The 18792-nt window shown below is 46.2% G+C and carries 17 protein-coding genes; 4 read left to right on the top strand and 13 right to left on the bottom strand.

All coding sequences use genetic code 11. The features are described 5' to 3' along the window. Positions 1–76: 76 nt before the first annotated feature. On the bottom strand, positions 77–904 hold the full coding sequence (locus PAV_RS11020) for a YesL family protein (protein ID WP_005546084.1): 828 nt from the start codon (positions 902–904) through the stop codon (positions 77–79). A 164-nt stretch (positions 905–1068) separates the two neighbouring features. On the opposite strand from PAV_RS11020, the gene PAV_RS33320 reads away from it, so the two are divergent. Further along, positions 1069–1179: a YjcZ family sporulation protein gene (locus PAV_RS33320; RefSeq protein ID WP_005546083.1), complete on the top strand. Its 111-nt coding sequence runs from the start codon at positions 1069–1071 to the stop codon at positions 1177–1179. 124 nt (positions 1180–1303) lie between these two features. Here the strand turns inward: PAV_RS33320 and cshA are convergent, their stop codons facing one another. Beyond that, positions 1304–2884 (bottom strand): degradosome RNA helicase CshA, encoded by a 1581-nt coding sequence (gene cshA / locus PAV_RS11015; protein ID WP_005546081.1) that lies wholly within the window; start codon positions 2882–2884, stop codon positions 1304–1306. 271 nt (positions 2885–3155) lie between these two features. Here cshA and PAV_RS11010 point away from each other — a divergent pair, with 271 nt between their 5' ends. Beyond that, the gene (locus PAV_RS11010; RefSeq protein WP_005546080.1) at positions 3156–3983 is read left to right on the top strand and encodes a YitT family protein; all 828 of its coding nucleotides are present in this window, start codon (positions 3156–3158) and stop codon (positions 3981–3983) included. A gap of 132 nt (positions 3984–4115) precedes the next feature. Here PAV_RS11010 and PAV_RS11005 read toward each other — a convergent pair whose 3' ends face one another. The 5 genes from PAV_RS11005 to PAV_RS10985 form a co-directional block, all read right to left on the bottom strand. Then, positions 4116–5072 (bottom strand): ABC transporter ATP-binding protein, encoded by a 957-nt coding sequence (locus PAV_RS11005; protein WP_005546078.1) that lies wholly within the window; start codon positions 5070–5072, stop codon positions 4116–4118. Position 5073: 1 nt separating this feature from the next. Continuing rightward, a complete protein-coding gene (locus PAV_RS11000) occupies positions 5074–6123 on the bottom strand; it encodes an ABC transporter ATP-binding protein (RefSeq protein WP_005546076.1) in 1050 nt (349 codons plus the stop codon). 24 nt (positions 6124–6147) lie between these two features. After that, positions 6148–7287, bottom strand: coding sequence for an ABC transporter permease (locus PAV_RS10995; protein ID WP_005546075.1), 1140 nt, complete (start codon positions 7285–7287; stop codon positions 6148–6150). Next, positions 7287–8147, bottom strand: a complete 861-nt coding sequence (locus PAV_RS10990) for an ABC transporter permease (RefSeq protein WP_005546073.1) — start codon at positions 8145–8147, stop codon at positions 7287–7289. Before PAV_RS10990 ends, PAV_RS10995 begins: the two co-directional genes overlap by 1 nt. 154 nt (positions 8148–8301) lie before the next feature. Further along, a complete protein-coding gene (locus PAV_RS10985) occupies positions 8302–10086 on the bottom strand; it encodes a peptide ABC transporter substrate-binding protein (protein WP_005546072.1) in 1785 nt (594 codons plus the stop codon). Between the two features lie 496 nt (positions 10087–10582). Here PAV_RS10985 and PAV_RS10980 point away from each other — a divergent pair, with 496 nt between their 5' ends. Continuing rightward, positions 10583–10969, top strand: coding sequence for a DUF3899 domain-containing protein (locus tag PAV_RS10980; RefSeq protein ID WP_040735801.1), 387 nt, complete (start codon positions 10583–10585; stop codon positions 10967–10969). Positions 10970–11028: 59 nt separating this feature from the next. Here the strand turns inward: PAV_RS10980 and PAV_RS10975 are convergent, their stop codons facing one another. The 6 genes from PAV_RS10975 to PAV_RS10950 form a co-directional block, all read right to left on the bottom strand. Further along, the gene (locus PAV_RS10975; RefSeq protein WP_005546068.1) at positions 11029–13395 is read right to left on the bottom strand and encodes a glycosyl hydrolase family 18 protein; all 2367 of its coding nucleotides are present in this window, start codon (positions 13393–13395) and stop codon (positions 11029–11031) included. Positions 13396–13899: 504 nt separating this feature from the next. Next, positions 13900–14439 (bottom strand): NADPH-dependent FMN reductase, encoded by a 540-nt coding sequence (locus tag PAV_RS10970; protein WP_005546067.1) that lies wholly within the window; start codon positions 14437–14439, stop codon positions 13900–13902. Positions 14440–14479: 40 nt separating this feature from the next. After that, a complete protein-coding gene (locus PAV_RS10965; RefSeq protein ID WP_040735800.1) occupies positions 14480–14686 on the bottom strand; it encodes a DUF3906 family protein in 207 nt (68 codons plus the stop codon). 182 nt (positions 14687–14868) lie between these two features. Further along, complete coding sequence (gene pfkA, locus PAV_RS10960; protein WP_005546063.1) at positions 14869–15840, bottom strand: 6-phosphofructokinase; 972 nt, start codon at positions 15838–15840, stop codon at positions 14869–14871. A gap of 24 nt (positions 15841–15864) precedes the next feature. Next, positions 15865–16947 carry a tetraprenyl-beta-curcumene synthase family protein gene (locus PAV_RS10955; RefSeq protein ID WP_005546061.1) on the bottom strand — a complete coding sequence of 361 codons (1083 nt, stop codon included), beginning with the start codon at positions 16945–16947 and terminating at the stop codon, positions 15865–15867. A 129-nt stretch (positions 16948–17076) separates the two neighbouring features. Beyond that, complete coding sequence (locus PAV_RS10950) at positions 17077–17391, bottom strand: hypothetical protein (RefSeq protein WP_005546058.1); 315 nt, start codon at positions 17389–17391, stop codon at positions 17077–17079. A 193-nt stretch (positions 17392–17584) separates the two neighbouring features. Here PAV_RS10950 and PAV_RS10945 point away from each other — a divergent pair, with 193 nt between their 5' ends. Further along, a complete protein-coding gene (locus PAV_RS10945) occupies positions 17585–18781 on the top strand; it encodes an MFS transporter (protein ID WP_005546057.1) in 1197 nt (398 codons plus the stop codon). Positions 18782–18792: the final 11 nt, after the last annotated feature.

Genomic DNA, 18792 nt, shown 5'->3' with positions numbered 1-18792 from the left:
CAACCGTTAACTACGCTTCATTTGTTAGGAACAACATCATATCATATTTTCCTAAAGCAGTGCAAGTCTGATTGAGCTATCGTGTAAAGGAATTATCTTCCGATTGTTGTTCGCCCGATTTCCCAGATTCCGATGCTTCAACTTTATCTTTGACTTCTGCTTCTTCTCCGTCACCCTCTTGGGCGGCTACCATACGCTGGTACTTGTCCTGAATTTTTTGGAATGCGTTATTGAAATTGAAATAAGATAAGTATGCGATTAATGAACCTGAGAAGAAGAACAATAGAACCGGCCACTTCGTTAAGCTAAAGTATAAGATAATGCAGCTTAACACAATTGTAACTACACTGCTAACTGGAGTAAAAATCGTCAACAGTACGCTGTTCTTCATAATATGTGTTGTCTTCGCTTGCAAATGAGCCACCATAGAGAAAAAGTTGAACAAAGAAACAAACAACAAAATCAGCAAGCCGAGCATCGCGTATCCGATGAATTGCATCGACTTCAATTCTGTCATATACACGTAGTAGTCGATATACATAATGGCGAACAGCAGCGTGTAAAAGATTCCACCTACCATCGCCTGCTTATAATTGTCTTTGTAGGATTTGAAGAATGTGCGCAGCAGTTTGACATCTGTATCCCCCATAATCCATTTTCGCGTTACGGAGAACATCGCGGCTGTCGCTGGGAACAATGTAAACGGTGCCACAAGTCCCATTGCCCAATTCATCGTAATGGATTCATTTACAAAGTTCTGTTGATCGACTAGTAATTTCACGAACAAAAAGATAAAAAAGGCGACGAACAGATCAGCCATAATATGTTCGTAACCGAAAAACGCATTATCCATTCTGAAATGCGATAAAAGCCGCCCATAATCCCTCGAAATTCCAAAGGTCATTCCTCCTCATCATCCTGTCTCTTCTACTATAATACAAATTGCCACCTTAGTGCCAGTGCCTATTTTGGCGCGGATTAGGTTGGTGTCCACAGCGATATAAGGTTTTTCGCATAGGATATTAACGTGACAACACCAAACAATGCAGCGTTAAAGGAGGTCCCTGTATGGGTCAATTAGGTTTCGGAGGTAGCTGTGGTGGATTTGGATTTACATCCACAGGAGTGATTCTTGTCTTGTTCATTTTGTTAGTTATTGTTGGTCGTGCTTGGATCTAACCTTTTGGTATAGAAAGCCATCCTCACCCCTGAATTGTCTATGTACAAGCAAAAAGAGACCGCTCCATTCGGGGCGGTCTCTACGATCAACGAAACACATTCACCATTCCATTCATTGCCTTACCTATTCGTCGCGCTTGTTACGGTTTTCCTCATTGTTAAAGCGTCTTGGGCGGCGATCTCCACCACTGTAGTTACGCTCACGGGAATCGCTGCGTCCAGAGCGCTCACCGCGTCCGTCACGATTGTAACCGCCACGGTTGCCATCTCGGCCACCATCGCGTCCGCCACGATAGTCGCGTCCGCCACCGGAACGTCCATTGCGGTTGTAAGGCGCAGACATCTTGCGTCCGCTGGAACGAAGATCCGGCTTGCGACGCTTCACGCGGATTGGATCTTCCGGTGTCAAGGAAATCGCTACATCCTTCTTATCGCCTGTCAGCATCTTGAATGCTGCAGACAACAATTGTACGGAGTCATACTGCTCCAACAATTCGATGGAGATGCTTTTGTACTCATTCAGTTCTCCATCCTTGAGTACATCAAGAATGCGATCTGCAATGATGCGCTGCTTTCCTTCAATCGCTTCTGCAAGGCTAGGAATCGGCTTGCGAGGAATGCGATGACGAGTAACGCGCTCAATGAAGTGCAAATGATCAATCTCACGAGGCGTTACAAAGGACCATGCACTTCCCTCTTTACCTGCACGGCCAGTACGACCAATGCGGTGTACATAAGATTCCGGATCTTGCGGCAAATCAAAGTTAATAACATGTGTTACACCTGATACGTCCAATCCGCGCGCAGCTACGTCAGTTGCAACGAGAACATCAATGCTGCCGTCGCGGAACTTGCGCATAACTGTATCACGTTGATTCTGGGACAAATCACCATGCAGCCCGTCAGCAGAATATCCACGTTTTTGCAATGCTTCAGACAATTCATCTACACGACGCTTCGTACGTCCAAATACGATAGCAAGTTCTGGAGATTCCATATCGAGCAAGCGGCTTAATGCGTCGAATTTCACACGCTCAGGGACTTCAATGTATGCTTGATCAATGAGTGGTGCACTCACATGTTTAGGCATTACCGATACATGTTCTGGCTCGCGCAGAAATTGATTAGCAAGCTTTTGGATGTTCGGTGGCATTGTTGCGGAGAAAAGCATGGTTTGGCGTTGTTCAGGTACGAGGCTCAAAATGGAAGTAATATCTTCCATGAAGCCCATGTCAAGCATTTCATCTGCTTCATCCAATACAACGGTTGCTACATCATCAAGACGAATTGTCTTGCGGTTGATGTGATCAAGCAAACGACCAGGTGTACCGATAATAATTTGCGGATGTTTTTTCAAAGCACGAATTTGTCGTCCAATATCTTGTCCGCCATAAATCGGCAATGAACGCACACCCTTGAAGCGAGTCAATTTGCCGATTTCATCAGCAACCTGAATCGCCAATTCGCGAGTTGGTGTCATAATCAAAGCTTTTACACGTTCTTCAGTTGGATCAATCTTCGAGATCAACGGGATACCGAAAGCAGCCGTCTTCCCCGTACCCGTCTGCGCTTGTCCGATAAGGTCTCGTCCGGTCATCGCTACAGGTATCGCTTTCTCTTGGATTGGAGTCGATTCTTCGAACCCTAATTCCGTAATCGCCTGAAGCACTTTCGGCTCCAAGCCAAATTCTGCAAATGTCTTCAAAATATTCATACTCCTTCATTGTGGACAATCCACAGCCTTATCTGTATTCTTAAGTAGCGCGACAATGGTGACGAATGGCACTTTCAGTCAACCGTCTTCTCATATACAATGCGGAGGGACACTCTTATTGTGTAGCGTGAGCTCCGCGTCAAATTCATGTACATCGTTGGTAACTAAAGCCTACTCAAGAATATCCAGCATATTATAACACATAAATATTGAAGAATACCAGATGCGAACTAACTTATACTACGTTTTGAGGTGACATTGCTTGAAACGCATATTGGATATTATCTTGTTAATTGCCGGGGCAGCGCTCATCGCTGCATCATTCAATTTGTTCTTAATGCCCCACCATTTGCTTAGTGGCGGCGTATCTGGATTGTCGCTCGTTACAAATTATTTAACGAAGTGGAATCCGAGCTTTTTGTATTTCGCCTATAATTTACCGCTTATCATATGGGGCTGGTTCGTCCTTGGCAAGCGCTTTATCAGTTACAGTTTGATAAGTGTTGTCGCGACAACCTACTTCATTTCTATATTTCCGGTAAAAGCTGTTGCCAACGAACCGCTTTTATCCGCGGTCTTTGGGGGAACATTAGTCGGAATAGGAAGTGGAATATCACTACGAGTAGGCGGCTCATCAGGTGGATTCGACATTATCGGTTCTATTGTAACCAGATATCGCGATTTCTCAATTTCGAACATTTTGGTTGGAATGAACGCAACTGTAATCGTAACTCATGGATATTTATCGAATGGATGGGAACTGGCACTTTACTCCATGGTCTCTATTTTCACAACCGGAAAAGTGATTGGAACCATCTATATTAACCACTATAAGGTAACGGTATTCATAATTACGCGAAATAAAGAGGCTCTGATCAACAAGCTGCTGTCCTTGCCGCACGGAGTTACCGTCATTAAAACCACAGGTGCATTTACGGATATTGAGAAGGATATGCTAATGACAGTGACCACACGCTATGAATTGACGGAATTGAAACGGGTTATACGCGAAAATGACCCAAAGGCTTTTGTTAATATTGTTGAAACTGTCGGGGTCATTGGCAATTTCCGAAGGCCAAAGAATAGATAGGCTATTGAGTTACCAGCTGTACAAGCCGTACATATGCATATGAATCGTTGTCAGCAATACAACAAAGCCCGTCCGCGTAAATGGACGGGCTTTGTTGTGCGATGCGAATGAGAGCAAACACGATGCAGAGCCTTACTTTCCAGCTTCCTGCTTATACTTTTTGACTTCAGATGGAGAGGCATATACATAATGTTCTGGCATAATTTCAACCAAGCTTGGATTCTCTGCACTATAATTATGTACGCCTGGATTATAATAGATTCGTTTGCGATTCCGTTCGTGATGAGGGTCTGGATGCGGAATGGCAGAAAGCAAAGACTTCGTATAAGGATGAATTGGCTGTCGATATAAATCATCTGCCTTGGCCAACTCCACAATCTTGCCATTGTACATCACGCCAATCCGGTCAGAGAAATATTTAACGACGGACAGATCATGTGCAATGAATAGAATCGTAAGTCCAAGCTTCTTACGAAGCCGATTGAGCAAATTCAATACCTGCGCCTGAATCGATACATCGAGTGCGGATATTGGCTCATCTGCAATTACCAGATCAGGGCTTGTAATTAACGCACGAGCAATTCCGATGCGCTGCCGCTGTCCTCCTGAGAATTCATGCGGATATCGACTTGCATGCTCCCGGGTCAATCCAACTGTCTCTAGGATGTCATAGACCATATCTACACTTTCCTGCTCACTGCGGCAAAGCTTATTAATTTTTAAGCCCTCCGCAATTATTTCCTTCACGGTCATTCGAGGATTCAGTGATGCGATTGGATCTTGAAAAATCATTTGCATGCCGCGCGTTACTTCTTTTCTGAGCTCCTTGGTCAAGGCTCCTGAAATGAGCGTGCCATTAAAATAAATTTCTCCGTCCGTAGGCTCATACAGACGGATAATCGTTCTGCCCGTTGTTGTCTTGCCGCAGCCGGATTCACCTACAAGCCCAAACGTTTCGCCGCGATACACCGTAAAACTAATGTCATCGACTGCTTTGACCACCGTTTTCTTTCTGCCAAAACCGCTGCTGAAATATTGCTTTAAATGCTTAACTTCCAACACCGGATCGCGAGTGATTACATTCGTCATCTTATCGCACCAGCCTTTCCGTTTGCTGCTCAATTCGTCTCTTCAATACATCCGGAAGCTCCACCTTCGGTGCATTCGGATGGAGAAGCCACGTCGCGGCATAATGCGTGTCGCTTATTCTGTACATGGGCGGCTCTTCTTCAAAGTCAATATTCATCGCATATCGGTTGCGTGGAGCAAAGGCGTCTCCTTTGGGCGGATGCAGCATATTAGGAGGCGTGCCCGGTATAACGAGCAATTCGTCGGATGCGCTCGTCCCCAGATCAGGCATGGACACAAGCAAGCTCCAAGTATAAGGATGCTTCGGGTTGTAGAAAATCTCGTCCACCGTTCCATGCTCGACGATTTTGCCCGCATACATCACGGCCACACGATCCGCGACGTTAGCCACCACCCCAAGATCGTGCGTAATGAATATGACGGACAACTGCCGTTCCTTCTGGATCTCCTTAATCAGATCGAGAATCTGCGCCTGAATCGTAACATCAAGCGCCGTCGTCGGCTCATCGCATATCAATACCTCCGGGTCGCATGCAAGGGCAATCGCGATAACGATACGCTGACGCATTCCTCCTGAGAACTGGAACGGATATTGATGGAATCGCTTCTCCGCATTCGGAATGCCTACAGCCTCCATCAGCTCCAGCGCTTTGGCTTTAGCATCCGCTTTGCTTAGCTGCTGTGAACGAAGTGCCTCCATAATCTGTTTGCCGATCTTCATTACCGGATTTAGAGAAGAGAGCGGATCCTGAAAAATCATGGAAATTTTAGAGCCCCGGATTTCCGTATATTGCTTCTCTGTATACTTCGTTACATCTTGCCCATGATACTTGATACTGCCGCGTTCGATAACGGCATTCTTTGATAAAATCCCGACAATCGCTTTGTTCGTTACGGATTTTCCCGAGCCTGATTCACCGACGATAGCCAGTGTCTCGCCTTTGCGTAATTCAAAGTCGACCCCGCGGACGGCCTGCACCTTTCCCGCAAATGTATTGAATGAGATATGCAGATCATTTACTTGAAGAATCATATCGTTGTGTGTCGTCATCCTAACTCCCCCCGCTATTCGCTATTATTCTTGGCCTCTTAAAGTCGGATCGAATGCATCCCGCAAGCCGTTTCCGAACATATTGAACGACAACATTAAGATCGAAATGATAATTGCAGGAAATAGCGTTAGGTGAGGATGTTCGAGCAACACCTTCTGACCTTCCGACAGCAAGACGCCGATGGAGGGTTCAGGGGCTGCAATGCCGAGTCCCAAATAGGAAAGAAATGATTCCGTAAAAATAGCACCTGGAATTGCGAGCGTCGCTTGTGTAATGATCGGACCGATTGCGTTCGGCATAATGTGCCGGAATATCAAGAGACGATCCCGCGCTCCCATCGTACGGGATGCCAATACATATTCTTGACCTTTATATTTATAGAATTGTGCCCGAATCATGCGGCTCATACCAATCCAGCCCGTAACAACCATCGCTAATATAAACGGCGTTATGCCTGCACCCATGAGCATAACAAACAGGATTACGACGACTAAGCCAGGTACACCGCTCAATATCTCTATAATTCGCTGCATGATCATATCGACCGCACCGCCATAGTAACCGGAGATCGAACCATACGTGACGCCGATCAGCATATTAATGAGCACGGCCATAAATCCGATCAACAGCGAGATGCGGGTACCTTTCCACAAACGCGTCCATTGATCGCGCCCCAATGCATCAGTGCCCATCCAGAAATATTTATCCTTCGCCTCTTTTAACTGATAAATATCTACTTTGGCCTGTACCATCGGAATTTTATTACCGCGGTAATCAAGTTCGTATTCTTTAAGCACTTTCACGATCGAGCCTTTATATTTTTCTTCCATGCTCGTTTTTTTCACGTCCATAACTTTCGTTCCATCCCATATTCCCAGCTTCTCCAGCACCGGGACGCGCGGGGGCAGCAAGCTCCATTCTATATGCTGTTCCCGATAGGAATAAGAACTGATCATTGGAGCAATTATAGCAAGAAGTACGATAATGCCAATCACAATTGCCGCTATGGTGGAAGCTTTATTCCGGCGGAATCGCAGCATCGCATCCTGTAGAAATCCAATCGCCTTTCCTTCAAATTTCTCATCCGCGATTGGCTTGTCCCGTTGGACGAATTCGAATGGGTTCCGCTCCGTGTTGTTATCTGTATTCCGGCTTATCTTCATTATTTCTTCCCTCCCATTCGAATGCGCGGGTCAATAATTCCGTATGATAAATCCACGATCAGAATACTGATTAAAGCAATTAAAGAATAGAAGAACATGACGGCAATCGTAAGCGGATGATCCAATGAGTTAATGGAGTTCACAGACAGAGAGCCAAGCCCAGGCACACTGAAAATATTCTCGATTACGATCGCTCCCGACAATATGGAAAAAATCATCGGAATAATAATATTCGAGAGCGGAATGAACGAATTGCGAATCGCGTGGCGCACGGTGGCCTGCATATGCGATAGGCCCTTCATTCTTGCCAACAGCATATAATCAGAATTAATTGTTTCGCATAATTCAGCCCGCAAATACCGTGTTATAATCGCAATTTCGCCAAAGGACAACGCCAGCACCGGCAAAATCATGGATTTAAACTTGTCCCAGGTAATCCCTTGATCCGTCGATAGCAAGATCGGCAGCAAATCCCACTTGTAAGCCACTACATATTGCAATAATGCTGCAAATACGAAGGAAGGAACGGATATGAACAGCACGACCATCATGTTGATCCCGTGATCGGTCATCGTATTCTTTTTCAATGCTGCTATAATTCCGCACATAATACCTATTGGCAGCGTAAATAGAAGCGCCATAACATTTAACTGGATCGTGATTGGAAGTTTTTCCTTAATAATATTGAATACTGGTACTTTCGGCTGCACTTTAAGCGAATCCCCGAATTCAAATGTCAGGAAATCCCCTAGGAAATATCCATATTGGACAATGAGCGGCTTGTCCAAATGATATTTGGCTTCGATCCGTTCCCGAACGTCCGTAGGCAGCAGCGGATCATTTACGATGCTGCCAGGCATGGCATGAATTAAAAAAACAATAGGCTAATGATCAGAAATAGAGTAATAGCCATGGCAATCAGTCTTTGCGATATGTATCGTAACATAAGCCTGGGACTCCTTTTCCGCAAGGTAGGAGACCTTGCGTTACCACAAGGTCTCCTTAGTTCTGGTATTAGTCCACAATGTCAGCTTGCAGGATGGCAAACTTGACTCCCGGGAGGTATTTTCCTTTTGTGGCCAAATGAATTCGATCTTGATAGATCACTGCATTGTTGTTTTGGAAAAGCGGAATTTGTGGCACATAATCAGCCAGCATTTTCTCCATTTCGCCTAATGCCTTTAACCGTTCTTCCGGCTTCAACAGCAAATCGCCTGTCGTAGTCCGTTTCTGCAATGCATCGAATGCGTCACTGGCGAAGCGATGGCTACGGTTCGGGAAGTCCTCCCTCCATACCTTCATGCTGCTCCACGGATTGAACGCATTTTGGGTCATGGAGCCGATGCCCAATTCGTATTTCCCTTCTTTGTAAGCGTCATAAGCAGAGCTCGGCGGCATCGCTCTAAGCTTAACGGCAAGCTTATCCTTACCGAACAGGTTTTCGTACATTTCCTGCGTCACTTCTGCTGTGCGTTTCATCGTTTCCTGCGCATCGAAGTATGTGATTTCAACCGTGATTTTCTTGTTGCCGTTCGCCTGATACGCTTTTTCAAAATATTCCTTCGCTCTATCTGGCTCATATCCCATTCCTGGAGCTACTGCTAACTTTGCTTCTTCAGAATCGCGATAGCGCTTGCCCTCTTTGTAATCTCCAACTATGCAAACTGACGAAATGTAATAAGGTGCCGATTTGAACGTTTTAAAAATGCCTTTGGCAATTTTATCGCGATCGATTCCATAGTATAGCGCTTTGCGGAAATCGTTGTTTTTCAAGATCGGGTTGCTGTCCGATTCGGAGTTCACATAGAAGCCCCAAACTCCATCTGCTTCTGTATAGACGACCCGCGGATCCTCGCCGTATTTATCGAATTGTTCGCCGCTAATCGATACGGAGTCAATTTCACCTTTTTCCCACAATTGAACACGGGTCGAGCTTTCCGTTACAACGCGGGTTTCGATGCGGTCAGGCTTATAAATTGCAGCCAATGGCGAATCCGGGTTCTTTTCAAACGTGTGATGCTGATCGCGAACCCATTCGGTCAAGCGATACGTCCCGGAAGAAGGCACCAGTTCTTTCGTAGTCCCATACGTCGTTTCACTGCGATCAGACTTCATGCCGCCCTCGTACAATTTCTCGTGAACGGGGGATGTCGATCCACCGCCCGCAAAGACAGTTAAGATATCGATGTCCGGCATTTCGGATTCCAACGTAATTTCCAGCGTGGCATCGTCTTTGGCCTTAATTCCGACATCTTCCCATTTTGCCTCGCCCTTAAAATATTTGTTAGCGCTTACAACGGGGATGTTGTCAAACAATATGAAAGCATTTCTATTGGCTAGCTTCGGATCGAGCAGCATTTTATAGGAGTATTCATAAGTTTTCGCAGTAATCGGCGTGCCGTCCGTCCACTTCAATCCTTCTTTTAACTTGAATGTCCATACTTTATGATCTGTTGTGGTTGGCAGATCAACCGCATGATTGCCAACAAATTTAATATTGTCCGTTGCTTCGTCATAGATAAGCTCCAATAAATTTCCGTAAATATACTCCATCATATCCGAGTTTGTGGCATTTTCGGATGTATGCTGGTTGAACGTATCCGCACCCATAGTTGCAAGACGCAAGACTTTCGGCTTATCGCTTGCAGTGCCTTTCGAATCGGTCGCAACCTTACCTTCATTCTCCTTGCTCCCCTGATTCTCTTGTCCGGCATTCCCGCTCCCGCCCGAGCAACCCGCGAACGTTAGCATCATCATGATAGCCAAAACAACCAAGAACGGTTTTTTTGGCAGCTTCATACAATCCCCTCCTGATTTCTCATTTTTTCAATTCATTATGTAAAGTATGTGGGTAACAAGGTAGAAAGAACGTTGGGCCGCATGCGCCAATAAAATTGACACCTTGTGAAATAATGGGCCTTTGGATTGGATGAATGCGTTGACATTGTTGTAGGCTTGAAACTAGACAGAGAGCCGATTCATTGAGGAAGATCATTACACGTCGGTAACTGGATATGCATATATACCACGAATCGACAACGATCAAATGCATACTTATGAGGTAAATTATGTAATTGTTTTTTATAAATGCTATCAAACTAAATACCTATAGTCAAGAAATAAATCATAGAATATTCCTTAGAATACTCGAGAAAATGCGGAAATAGGAGGAAATATGATAGATTATGACGAATCTATCATATTCATTACACCAAAATATCTTCTCACTCGTCATCACCAGAAGCCTCCTATACAGCTAGACACCGAGCGAGTTCACAAAGAAAGGAGTTTCGCCATGAATCGACTGCTGCTTCTTGTAACCCTCTTATTTACAGCTGGTTATTCCATCTTGAACGGTCACAATTCCCTGCTTATCAACCTGTCCAATTCGTTCTTCATCATTGGTCTTATCTACCTATTAATCGCCTTGCTCACTTACGTGCGGAACATCGGCTTCTTTAAATCATTAAGTTATCACCTCCATCGCAAGCAGAAGGAAAAGGAACAGGCGCTTCATTACGATTCTGGCGACGCATCGCTGGCTGGGCAGCCCCGAAAGAGAATGGCCTTGCATGAATATGCTGACTTGATTCGTTCAAACCAATGGTCCAGTAAAATATTATATCTGTTTTCAATTCCGCTGCTGCTGTGCTCCTGCATACTGGCAATCTTCGCAACATAACAATCCCCGTTCCATAACAGAACGGGGATTAACTCCCCTTCTTTAGTCACTTTGAACGCTCATTTCCATGTGACCACGATATTGGATGGCTGTAAGCTGTTTCCTCCCGGACTTCCGCCACCGCCAAAAGATATGCTCCCCTTCGATGGTATATTGTCATTCCAGCCTGCCGATTCAATAATATAGTGATTGCCATTGCGGCTTACAATTCTGGCATCCCATATCTGGGATATAGAGCCGCTGTAGTCAAATTCCAGGTGCCAATTCGAGATTCCCGCGGAACCATTATTGGTCAATGTCCCCTGAAAATTATACCCACTCCCCCAATCGCTCGTAACAGTAAAGATAAAACTTACATCCGGCTTCGTAGACTTATCTGTCACGACCGTTACCGGTTGACTTGGCTCGGATCGATAGCCCAACGTGTCAACGGCGGTTATCGTAAATGAATAAGAAGTCTCAGGAGTCAGACCTGTAACGGTTACCGATGTCCCCTTCGCTTGAGCAACCGTCCCTCCAGACAGCCATACCTCGTACCTATCCACGCTCGTTTTTCCCGTCGAAGGCAACCAGGATAGGGACACTGTCGTATCCGTCTTGCCGGTTACCACAACTTGAGTTGGAGCACTTGGAGGATCCGTATCTACAGGAGGCTTGTTGGCTGTACGCACAAGCAGCGGAGCACTCGCCTCGGATCGATTGCCTAACGTATCCTTCGCCTTCACCGTAAAACGGTATTCCGTATTGTCCGTTAATCCCGTAATCGTCGCTTCTGTTTTTGATGTGGACAGTGCAAGGTTTCCATCCTTGTATGCTTCATATCCGGAAATCCCCACATTGCTTATTGATGGATTCCACTTGAACGTCACTGAGCTATACGTTGCCTGCACAACCGATAGTACTTGCGGCACTGTAGGCGGTTCATTGCCAGGGTTAGTGCCGGATATCCCCAAATCCGCTGCCACTTTATCTACAATCTTTTGCCCTGAGCACGTATATTTGGAGCTAGTGCGGCAATCCGAGCTTAAATCCCAGTACATAGCACCGCCAAGCCCCTTGGATTTGATGTAGCTCGTCTTATACCCTATAGATTGGTTATCGTCATAGGACAGGAATACGCCCGTTGCTGCATTGAACAGGTACGGCACTTTCGCGGAATCATTCCAATAGCGCTGATATCCGTTTTTATTTACATAGTTGGCCGCTACATCGCCGTAATCAAACACTCCTGAAGCTCCAGACTCCCAGTTGTCCCATGTGCCGTTAGGACGCACATTGCCATCCCAACCCCCTTTGCAAGCTTGATACAGGCCGTCGTTGTTCGGTCCCGGATCGCATCCTTTCCAACCAACACCGTAAACCGCCAGCCCCATTACGACTTTGCTCAAATCCACCCCTGCGCGTTCATAGACTTGAATCGCTCCGTCAACATAGAATTTGGTTGCCGCTGCCGGGTCACGTGGATCTTCATATAAGCCAGTAGTATGATTCGTCGCTTTTTCCCAACCTCCGTGGAAATCGTACGTCATAATGTTGATGAAGTCGACAAGCTGCATCACCTTATCCATCTCTGCATTATCAATATACCGCTGCGAGGCACCAGTAGCCAAGGTGAGCAAATATTGCTTGCCATCCTGTGCTCCTGCTGCATCAAGCTGCTTGCGCACCTCTGCGAGCAACTTTGTAAAGTTAAATTTGTCATTTGGACTGTAGCTGTTGCCTTTAATTCCTTCCACGCCTGGATACTCCCAGTCAATATCGATACCGTCAAAGCCGTATTCGCGAATGGCATCGACTGCAGACTTAGCAAAATTGATGCGATACTGTTCATTTGCCGCCACATCCGAGAAGCGATTGGACCAGGTCCACCCGCCTACTGAAAAAAGTGTTTTCAAGTGCGGATTCTTAGACTTTAATTGTTTTAAACGAGCGATATTTCCGCACTTCCCTTTTTGGCAATCTTCATAAGGAAGATTGAGAGCGCCTCCAAAATTTGTATTCACATCTGCCCACGGTTCCCCTAATACAATTGCTCCAGTAGGGACATTCCCCTTTTGCAGCGGAACCCCAGGATCTGTGCATGACCAAGTTTTCTTATTTGGATTATCCGAAGAGGTCGAAGGGTTGCCATGCTTACCATTCCAGCAAATATCAAAAAAAGCATAGTTCAAATGCGTCAACTTTGAAGCATCAATATCCGTAACCTGATAATTCCGGCCATAGATTCCCCATGATGTAAAATAGGCCACCGATTTATAAGACGATGACGCCTTTGTGCCTGGGAGATCAGAAGAAAAGGCTGACACCAATCCGGAGCCTCCTCCCGGCCAGAATAAGGCACTCATCATAACAAGCAGTACGACAAATAAAAGAAAAATCCGCATCGCATGTTTTCTTATGCCGATCGGCGACTTCGTTTTGTACATTCTTTCATCCCTTTCACTTTGAGATTCACAGCAAGCTGATTGCTGATGGAAAAATTAAGGACAAATACCTTGCCTCACCTCCTCAAGAGCAAAATAGAACGGAGAATCTAAAAGATAAACGATTAAACGGTTCATTTTATGTAAAAATAAGGATGCTAAGAACTAAAGGCTAACTCTTCAGAAAAATGGGGATCTATAAGTAGGTTGTTTACTGCCTGTGAGGCGTTTTTAAATATGAAAAGGGTCGAGTCAGGGGCTGATTACAATCCACCTAGAACTCGACCTTTTTCCTTGCGTTATTTGCAAACTTATGTTCTTGTCAGGCAACGCTACTTCATAAAACCGTATTTAAGCGGATTTAATGAATGAAAGACTTAATCTAATCAGGGAGCCGTGATCAGAAGCGATCCTTGCGTTCACTTGCTCCCCGACATAACGAAAAGACGAATTCTCTTCCTGTAAAGCTGGACTGTTATAGTTGCCCCTTAACCGTATCGGTATCGGTTATGCCAGATCACGTGTATGCTTAGACAGTTTCAGGAAATAGTCCAATGTCTTCTGCACACGCTGAATCACCTGTTCTTGTACAGGCTGTCCCTCTTCAGTGAACTGTCTAGCATCTCCGCCGATAGAAATCCATTCTGGACAGTTAATACCGTGTACATTTCGAATAATCGTCTGCAGGTGCGTTAAAGAATTGACGCCAACCGCACCGCCGGCAGAGCTCATCGACAAGACAACCTTATTGTTGAAATAATCAAAGCTCAAATAGTCGATTGCATTTTTCAGTACGCCAGACAAGCTGCCATGATATTCTGGCGTAGCCAGAACGACAGCATCAGCTTCTCGAACGGACTCTCTCAGCAGCTTCACATTCTCATGCTCCTCTGCATCATCCGGGCAATAGAGAGGAAGCGGAAGCTCATATAAGTCAATGACTTTCGCCTCATGTCCTCTTTCTTGTAAACTTGCCGCTACATAACGGACAAGCTGCGCACTTGTCGCTTCCTTGCGATTGCTGCCTGCTATACATACGATACGCATGATCGCACTCCCCTTCTATCATAATTCGGCTGCCAAGCATCTATGAATCTCGAGCGGGGATGATATAACCGCTGCCATTGACGCAGCGCTTCTTCTCAAGCAAGGTCAATTCTTCCCATTTCAGCCCAGGAAGCTCCCCCTCGAAATGTGCTTCCGCATGCAGAAACGCTTGCTCCTCTGTATCCGCCGTGAGCACACATACGAACGTCCCTTGCATCGATGACGCTTCCAACCGATATATGTACATTTTTCCATCCCCTTCCCTATCGCACATCATACAAAAAACCGGAATAAGGCGTCAAGATCTGTACAATCTTCGAACGCGATCTTAATCCAAACCCGAGTCGATAAATGACATGCCAAAAAGCCCGGCCGACCGCATGATGCGGCAAGCCGGGCTTATCCAAATCTGCTTGAACAAGCAGCGTCTTATTGAGACAGACGCGTAGCCAATTCGTACAGCTCCATGTTGAATTCCTTTTTCGTGTTCACAACAAGATCGATATCGGTTGCCACCAGCTCGCCTTTGATCATACCACAAGCCTTGCCGGATTCCCCTTCCATCAGCTTGCGAACCGCAAAGTCGCCAAGACGGCTTGCGAGGATACGGTCGAATGCAGTTGGCGCGCCACCGCGTTGAATATGACCAAGAACCGTAACGCGCGGCTCAACAGTAGGGCAGCGTTCGATAATGGCATTCGCTACATCTTCTCCGCGTCCAACGCCTTCCGCTACGATAACGATACTGTGACGCTTGCCGCATTCGAAGTTTTCTCTCATACGGGCTGCAACTTCATCAATGTTATGATCAACTTCAGGAACAAGAATCGATTCCGCACCGCTTGCAAGACCTGCATACAGCGCGATATCTCCACAATGGCGGCCCATCACTTCTATGACAGAAGAACGTTCGTGGGAGCTCATCGTATCGCGAAGCTTGTTAACCGCGTCAACTACGATGCTGACAGCTGTGTCGAAGCCGATTGTATGATCGGTAAAGGAAATATCGTTATCAATTGTTCCTGGCAGACCCATGGTCTTGATGCCAAGCTTGCTCAATTTGTTCGCACCTTGATAAGAACCGTCGCCACCGATCACGATCAAGCCATCGATGCCATGCTTGCGCAAAATGTCCGCACCCTTTTGCTGGCCTTCTGGCGTTCTGAACTCTTGACAGCGAGCAGATTGCAAAATCGTACCGCCACGTTGAATGATATCACCAACACTGCGGATGTCCATCGGACGAATATCTTCATTCAAAAGCCCTTGATATCCGCGTTGAATTCCGTAAACCTCAATTCCATTAAATATAGCTGCACGCACTACTGATCGGATTGCAGCGTTCATACCTTGAGAGTCCCCGCCGCTAGTCAATACGGCAATCTTTTTTACAGCAGTCATGATTTGTTTCCTCCCTCATTATCCTCAATACATATGTTTGCGTATCCAGAGGCTGTTCATCCAGAAAAATAACCGCATAAGCGGACTATTTCGCATGAGACGCTTGGATACTTGTTGAACCGCGGCCTGTTCCCTTACTTTCGGATCTGATAAATATAGAGCTAGCAGCCCTTCTATAATCATACGATGAAATCGTCCATCCGGCAGCGAGCTAACTCGTTCCGTTGCAAGGTCTGCAAAGTGGCCAATCCGGTTCACGACCAAGCTCTGATCGTCGTAATAATTGCAGAAATTCAAGTCTCCGCCGCTACGATCTTCTTCCTGGTCAATTAAATAATCTAACATAATATGCAGCCCACATACATAAGGAAAATATGCCTCTAGAATGCGGTCTGCCTCAGCATGCGTCAGTCTCTCGTCTGCCGCAGCCAAAAACAACTGGAACACACCTAGCGTAGAGCCGGTCGCCGCAGCGAATTCATTCCAGCCCAGCTCCGAAAAAGCCGATTCATGCAAACTCCACCAATCCAGCAGTGCCTGCTCCCGAGAATCCGGGTGAATATGCTTGTACACTTGCAGGTCTGTATACAGTCCGACAAGACGAACAATATGCGGCTGCACAACCTTATATGCCGGCAGTGAAGCGATACACTCCCTGCACGTCAATACTAGATCACGCAAATAGCCCCCGTCCTCTCGATCGTCACGGAGCGCATAGTAATCTTTCAGAGGTTCGTCCGGTTGGACCGCATCCAGCATGGCCTGATGAAGCAGGCGAAAATCATCCGCATCCATCGAGGTGCTTCGGTCGCACAGGTTATCCAAGTAGTCACTGATCGTTTGAAAAGCAACAATGAGCGGGATCAATATATGGCGCACATCTAACCTAGCCGCAGCGTACACCGCACCGCCCTCGCAATGAAACTGCTTGCTAGCGATGCTCGCGAGCGCCTGCTTGCGCAGCTCCTCGTTCGGAATACGCTCAGCCCGCGCCTGCCAATTTGCCAATGATTGACGAACCTCCGGCAATATGTACTTATACACGCGGTACATGAGTCCGAGCGGCTCTTTCGGAGCTCGCGTACGGCGTTGCCTCACCTGATTCAAGAAAATCCTCCGTCCTCTGTGTAGGTCAACTTCTACGGGATGTTACTGACACTTATTGCGTACTCATTTTAACCACACCTATTATATTACGAAGTGACTAATTGCACAAACGATTGCATGCGATAATCACTAGTGGTGATTTTTGGCATCTACGTCCTGATGAACCCGGTACCATAAATTCAGATCGATAATCTGGGAAGCCAGTTCTGCGATCTCGCTATTCAGCCGGCAGGAAGCCTCAAATTGCTCCTCCTCGTTCAGCGCATTCTGCTTCCTAATAATCGTACGTTCCAGTTCTTTAATACGGTCGGGAATCCTACCTCGAGTGTGTTCCCACTTTTCCATAATAAGCACTTGATCGTCCCAGCTCAGTCCGTCCCATGAATCTTCTACTATAGGCACCTCTATACCCAGCCGTTCATCGAATTCGAACCAATCATTCATAATGCTGCCACACCTCCGGTAAATAGGATGCATCATTAATGCTGTTAATGTACCATGCCGCTTAAGAGGATGTAAATGACGAAACCGTCCCATTCCAGAAGAAGCATGCTATACTAGGGATTATGCCATTTATACTTGCTCAGTTGACAACTCCGCTATACATACATTCATCTACTTCATGGAGGGAACACACATGGCGCATCCGGCACCCCGGAACACAGAAGCGCATTGGCTGCGCGCCTTTACATTTATGATTTTCATGACCTCTTCGGTCGTTGTTTCGTATTTGCCGCTTTATTACAAATCACTGCACTTCACAAGTGTGCAAATCGGACTTCTTTATTCCATTGGCCCGCTCATTTCGATTGTATCCAATCTGTTTTGGGGTGTAATGAGCGACAAGCTTGGCACGTTAAAAAAGGTACTCATCACACTGCTAATTGCCCAAATTATTCTGTCCGTGACGCTTGCTCAAGCTTCATCGTACGGAGTCGTCGCACTGCTTCTCGTTTGTTTTTATTTCTTTTACTTTCCGATCTATCCGTTGAACGACAGTTTCTCGATCATGACCGCCCAATCGCAAGGCAAAAGCTTCATCGGCATTCGTGTATTCGGCTCTATCGGATTTGCGGTATCTGCGCTTCTATTCGGCTTTGTCCTGCGCTCAATAGGAGCCTCATATAGCATTTGGATCATTGTTCTATTAGGCGTGCTGTCACTAGGACTTGCCTTCCCGCTCACAGATAAGCGAGCTTCTATGAAAAAGATGGAGCTATCCGGTCTATGGGTTGTTCTGCGGCAGCGGGAAGTGCTGTTGTTCTTCTTGTTCGTATTGCTGCTTGCGATTGGACATCGGCTGAATGAAGCCTTCCTTGGACTATCATTGTCCCAAATTGGGGCAGATGAATCATTGGTTGGCTGGGCCTGGATGCTCTCTGCGCTGAGTGAAATCCCGATCTTCTTCCTATTGAATGCCTATGGGGAGAAATTCAGGGAGCTTCCGCTATTAGCTTTCTCTGGATTAACCTATACCATTCGACTTTTGCTTATAGCCGTGCTGCAAGATCCCGCATGGATCGTATCCACTCAGCTTCTGCACAGCGTTTCGTTCGGTATTTTTTATTTCGTTGCAGTTCGATATATAAGCCGCGTCATCCCAGATGAATATCGTTCTACCGGGCTTGCGCTGTACACAATCGTGTGGTCAAGTATTGCCGGACTTATTAGCGGTACTTTTGGCGGGATCTTAATGCAGTCCTTCGGCAAGGATGTGCTCTATGACGTTGCGGCTGGCTTTTCCTTCGTTGCCTGTCTCGGCTTTCTGACCATGGCCGTAATCGCTCGCCAGAATGAAACTGGTTCAAGACGGACTTTACGCAAAGGAAGCTAATTGCTTTTTTG

The sequence above is a fragment of the Paenibacillus alvei DSM 29 genome (genome assembly GCF_000293805.1).
Classification (GTDB): domain Bacteria; phylum Bacillota; class Bacilli; order Paenibacillales; family Paenibacillaceae; genus Paenibacillus_B; species Paenibacillus_B alvei.
Note: the sequence above shows the minus strand (reverse complement) of the source record. Positions and strands in the feature narration are given on the sequence as shown.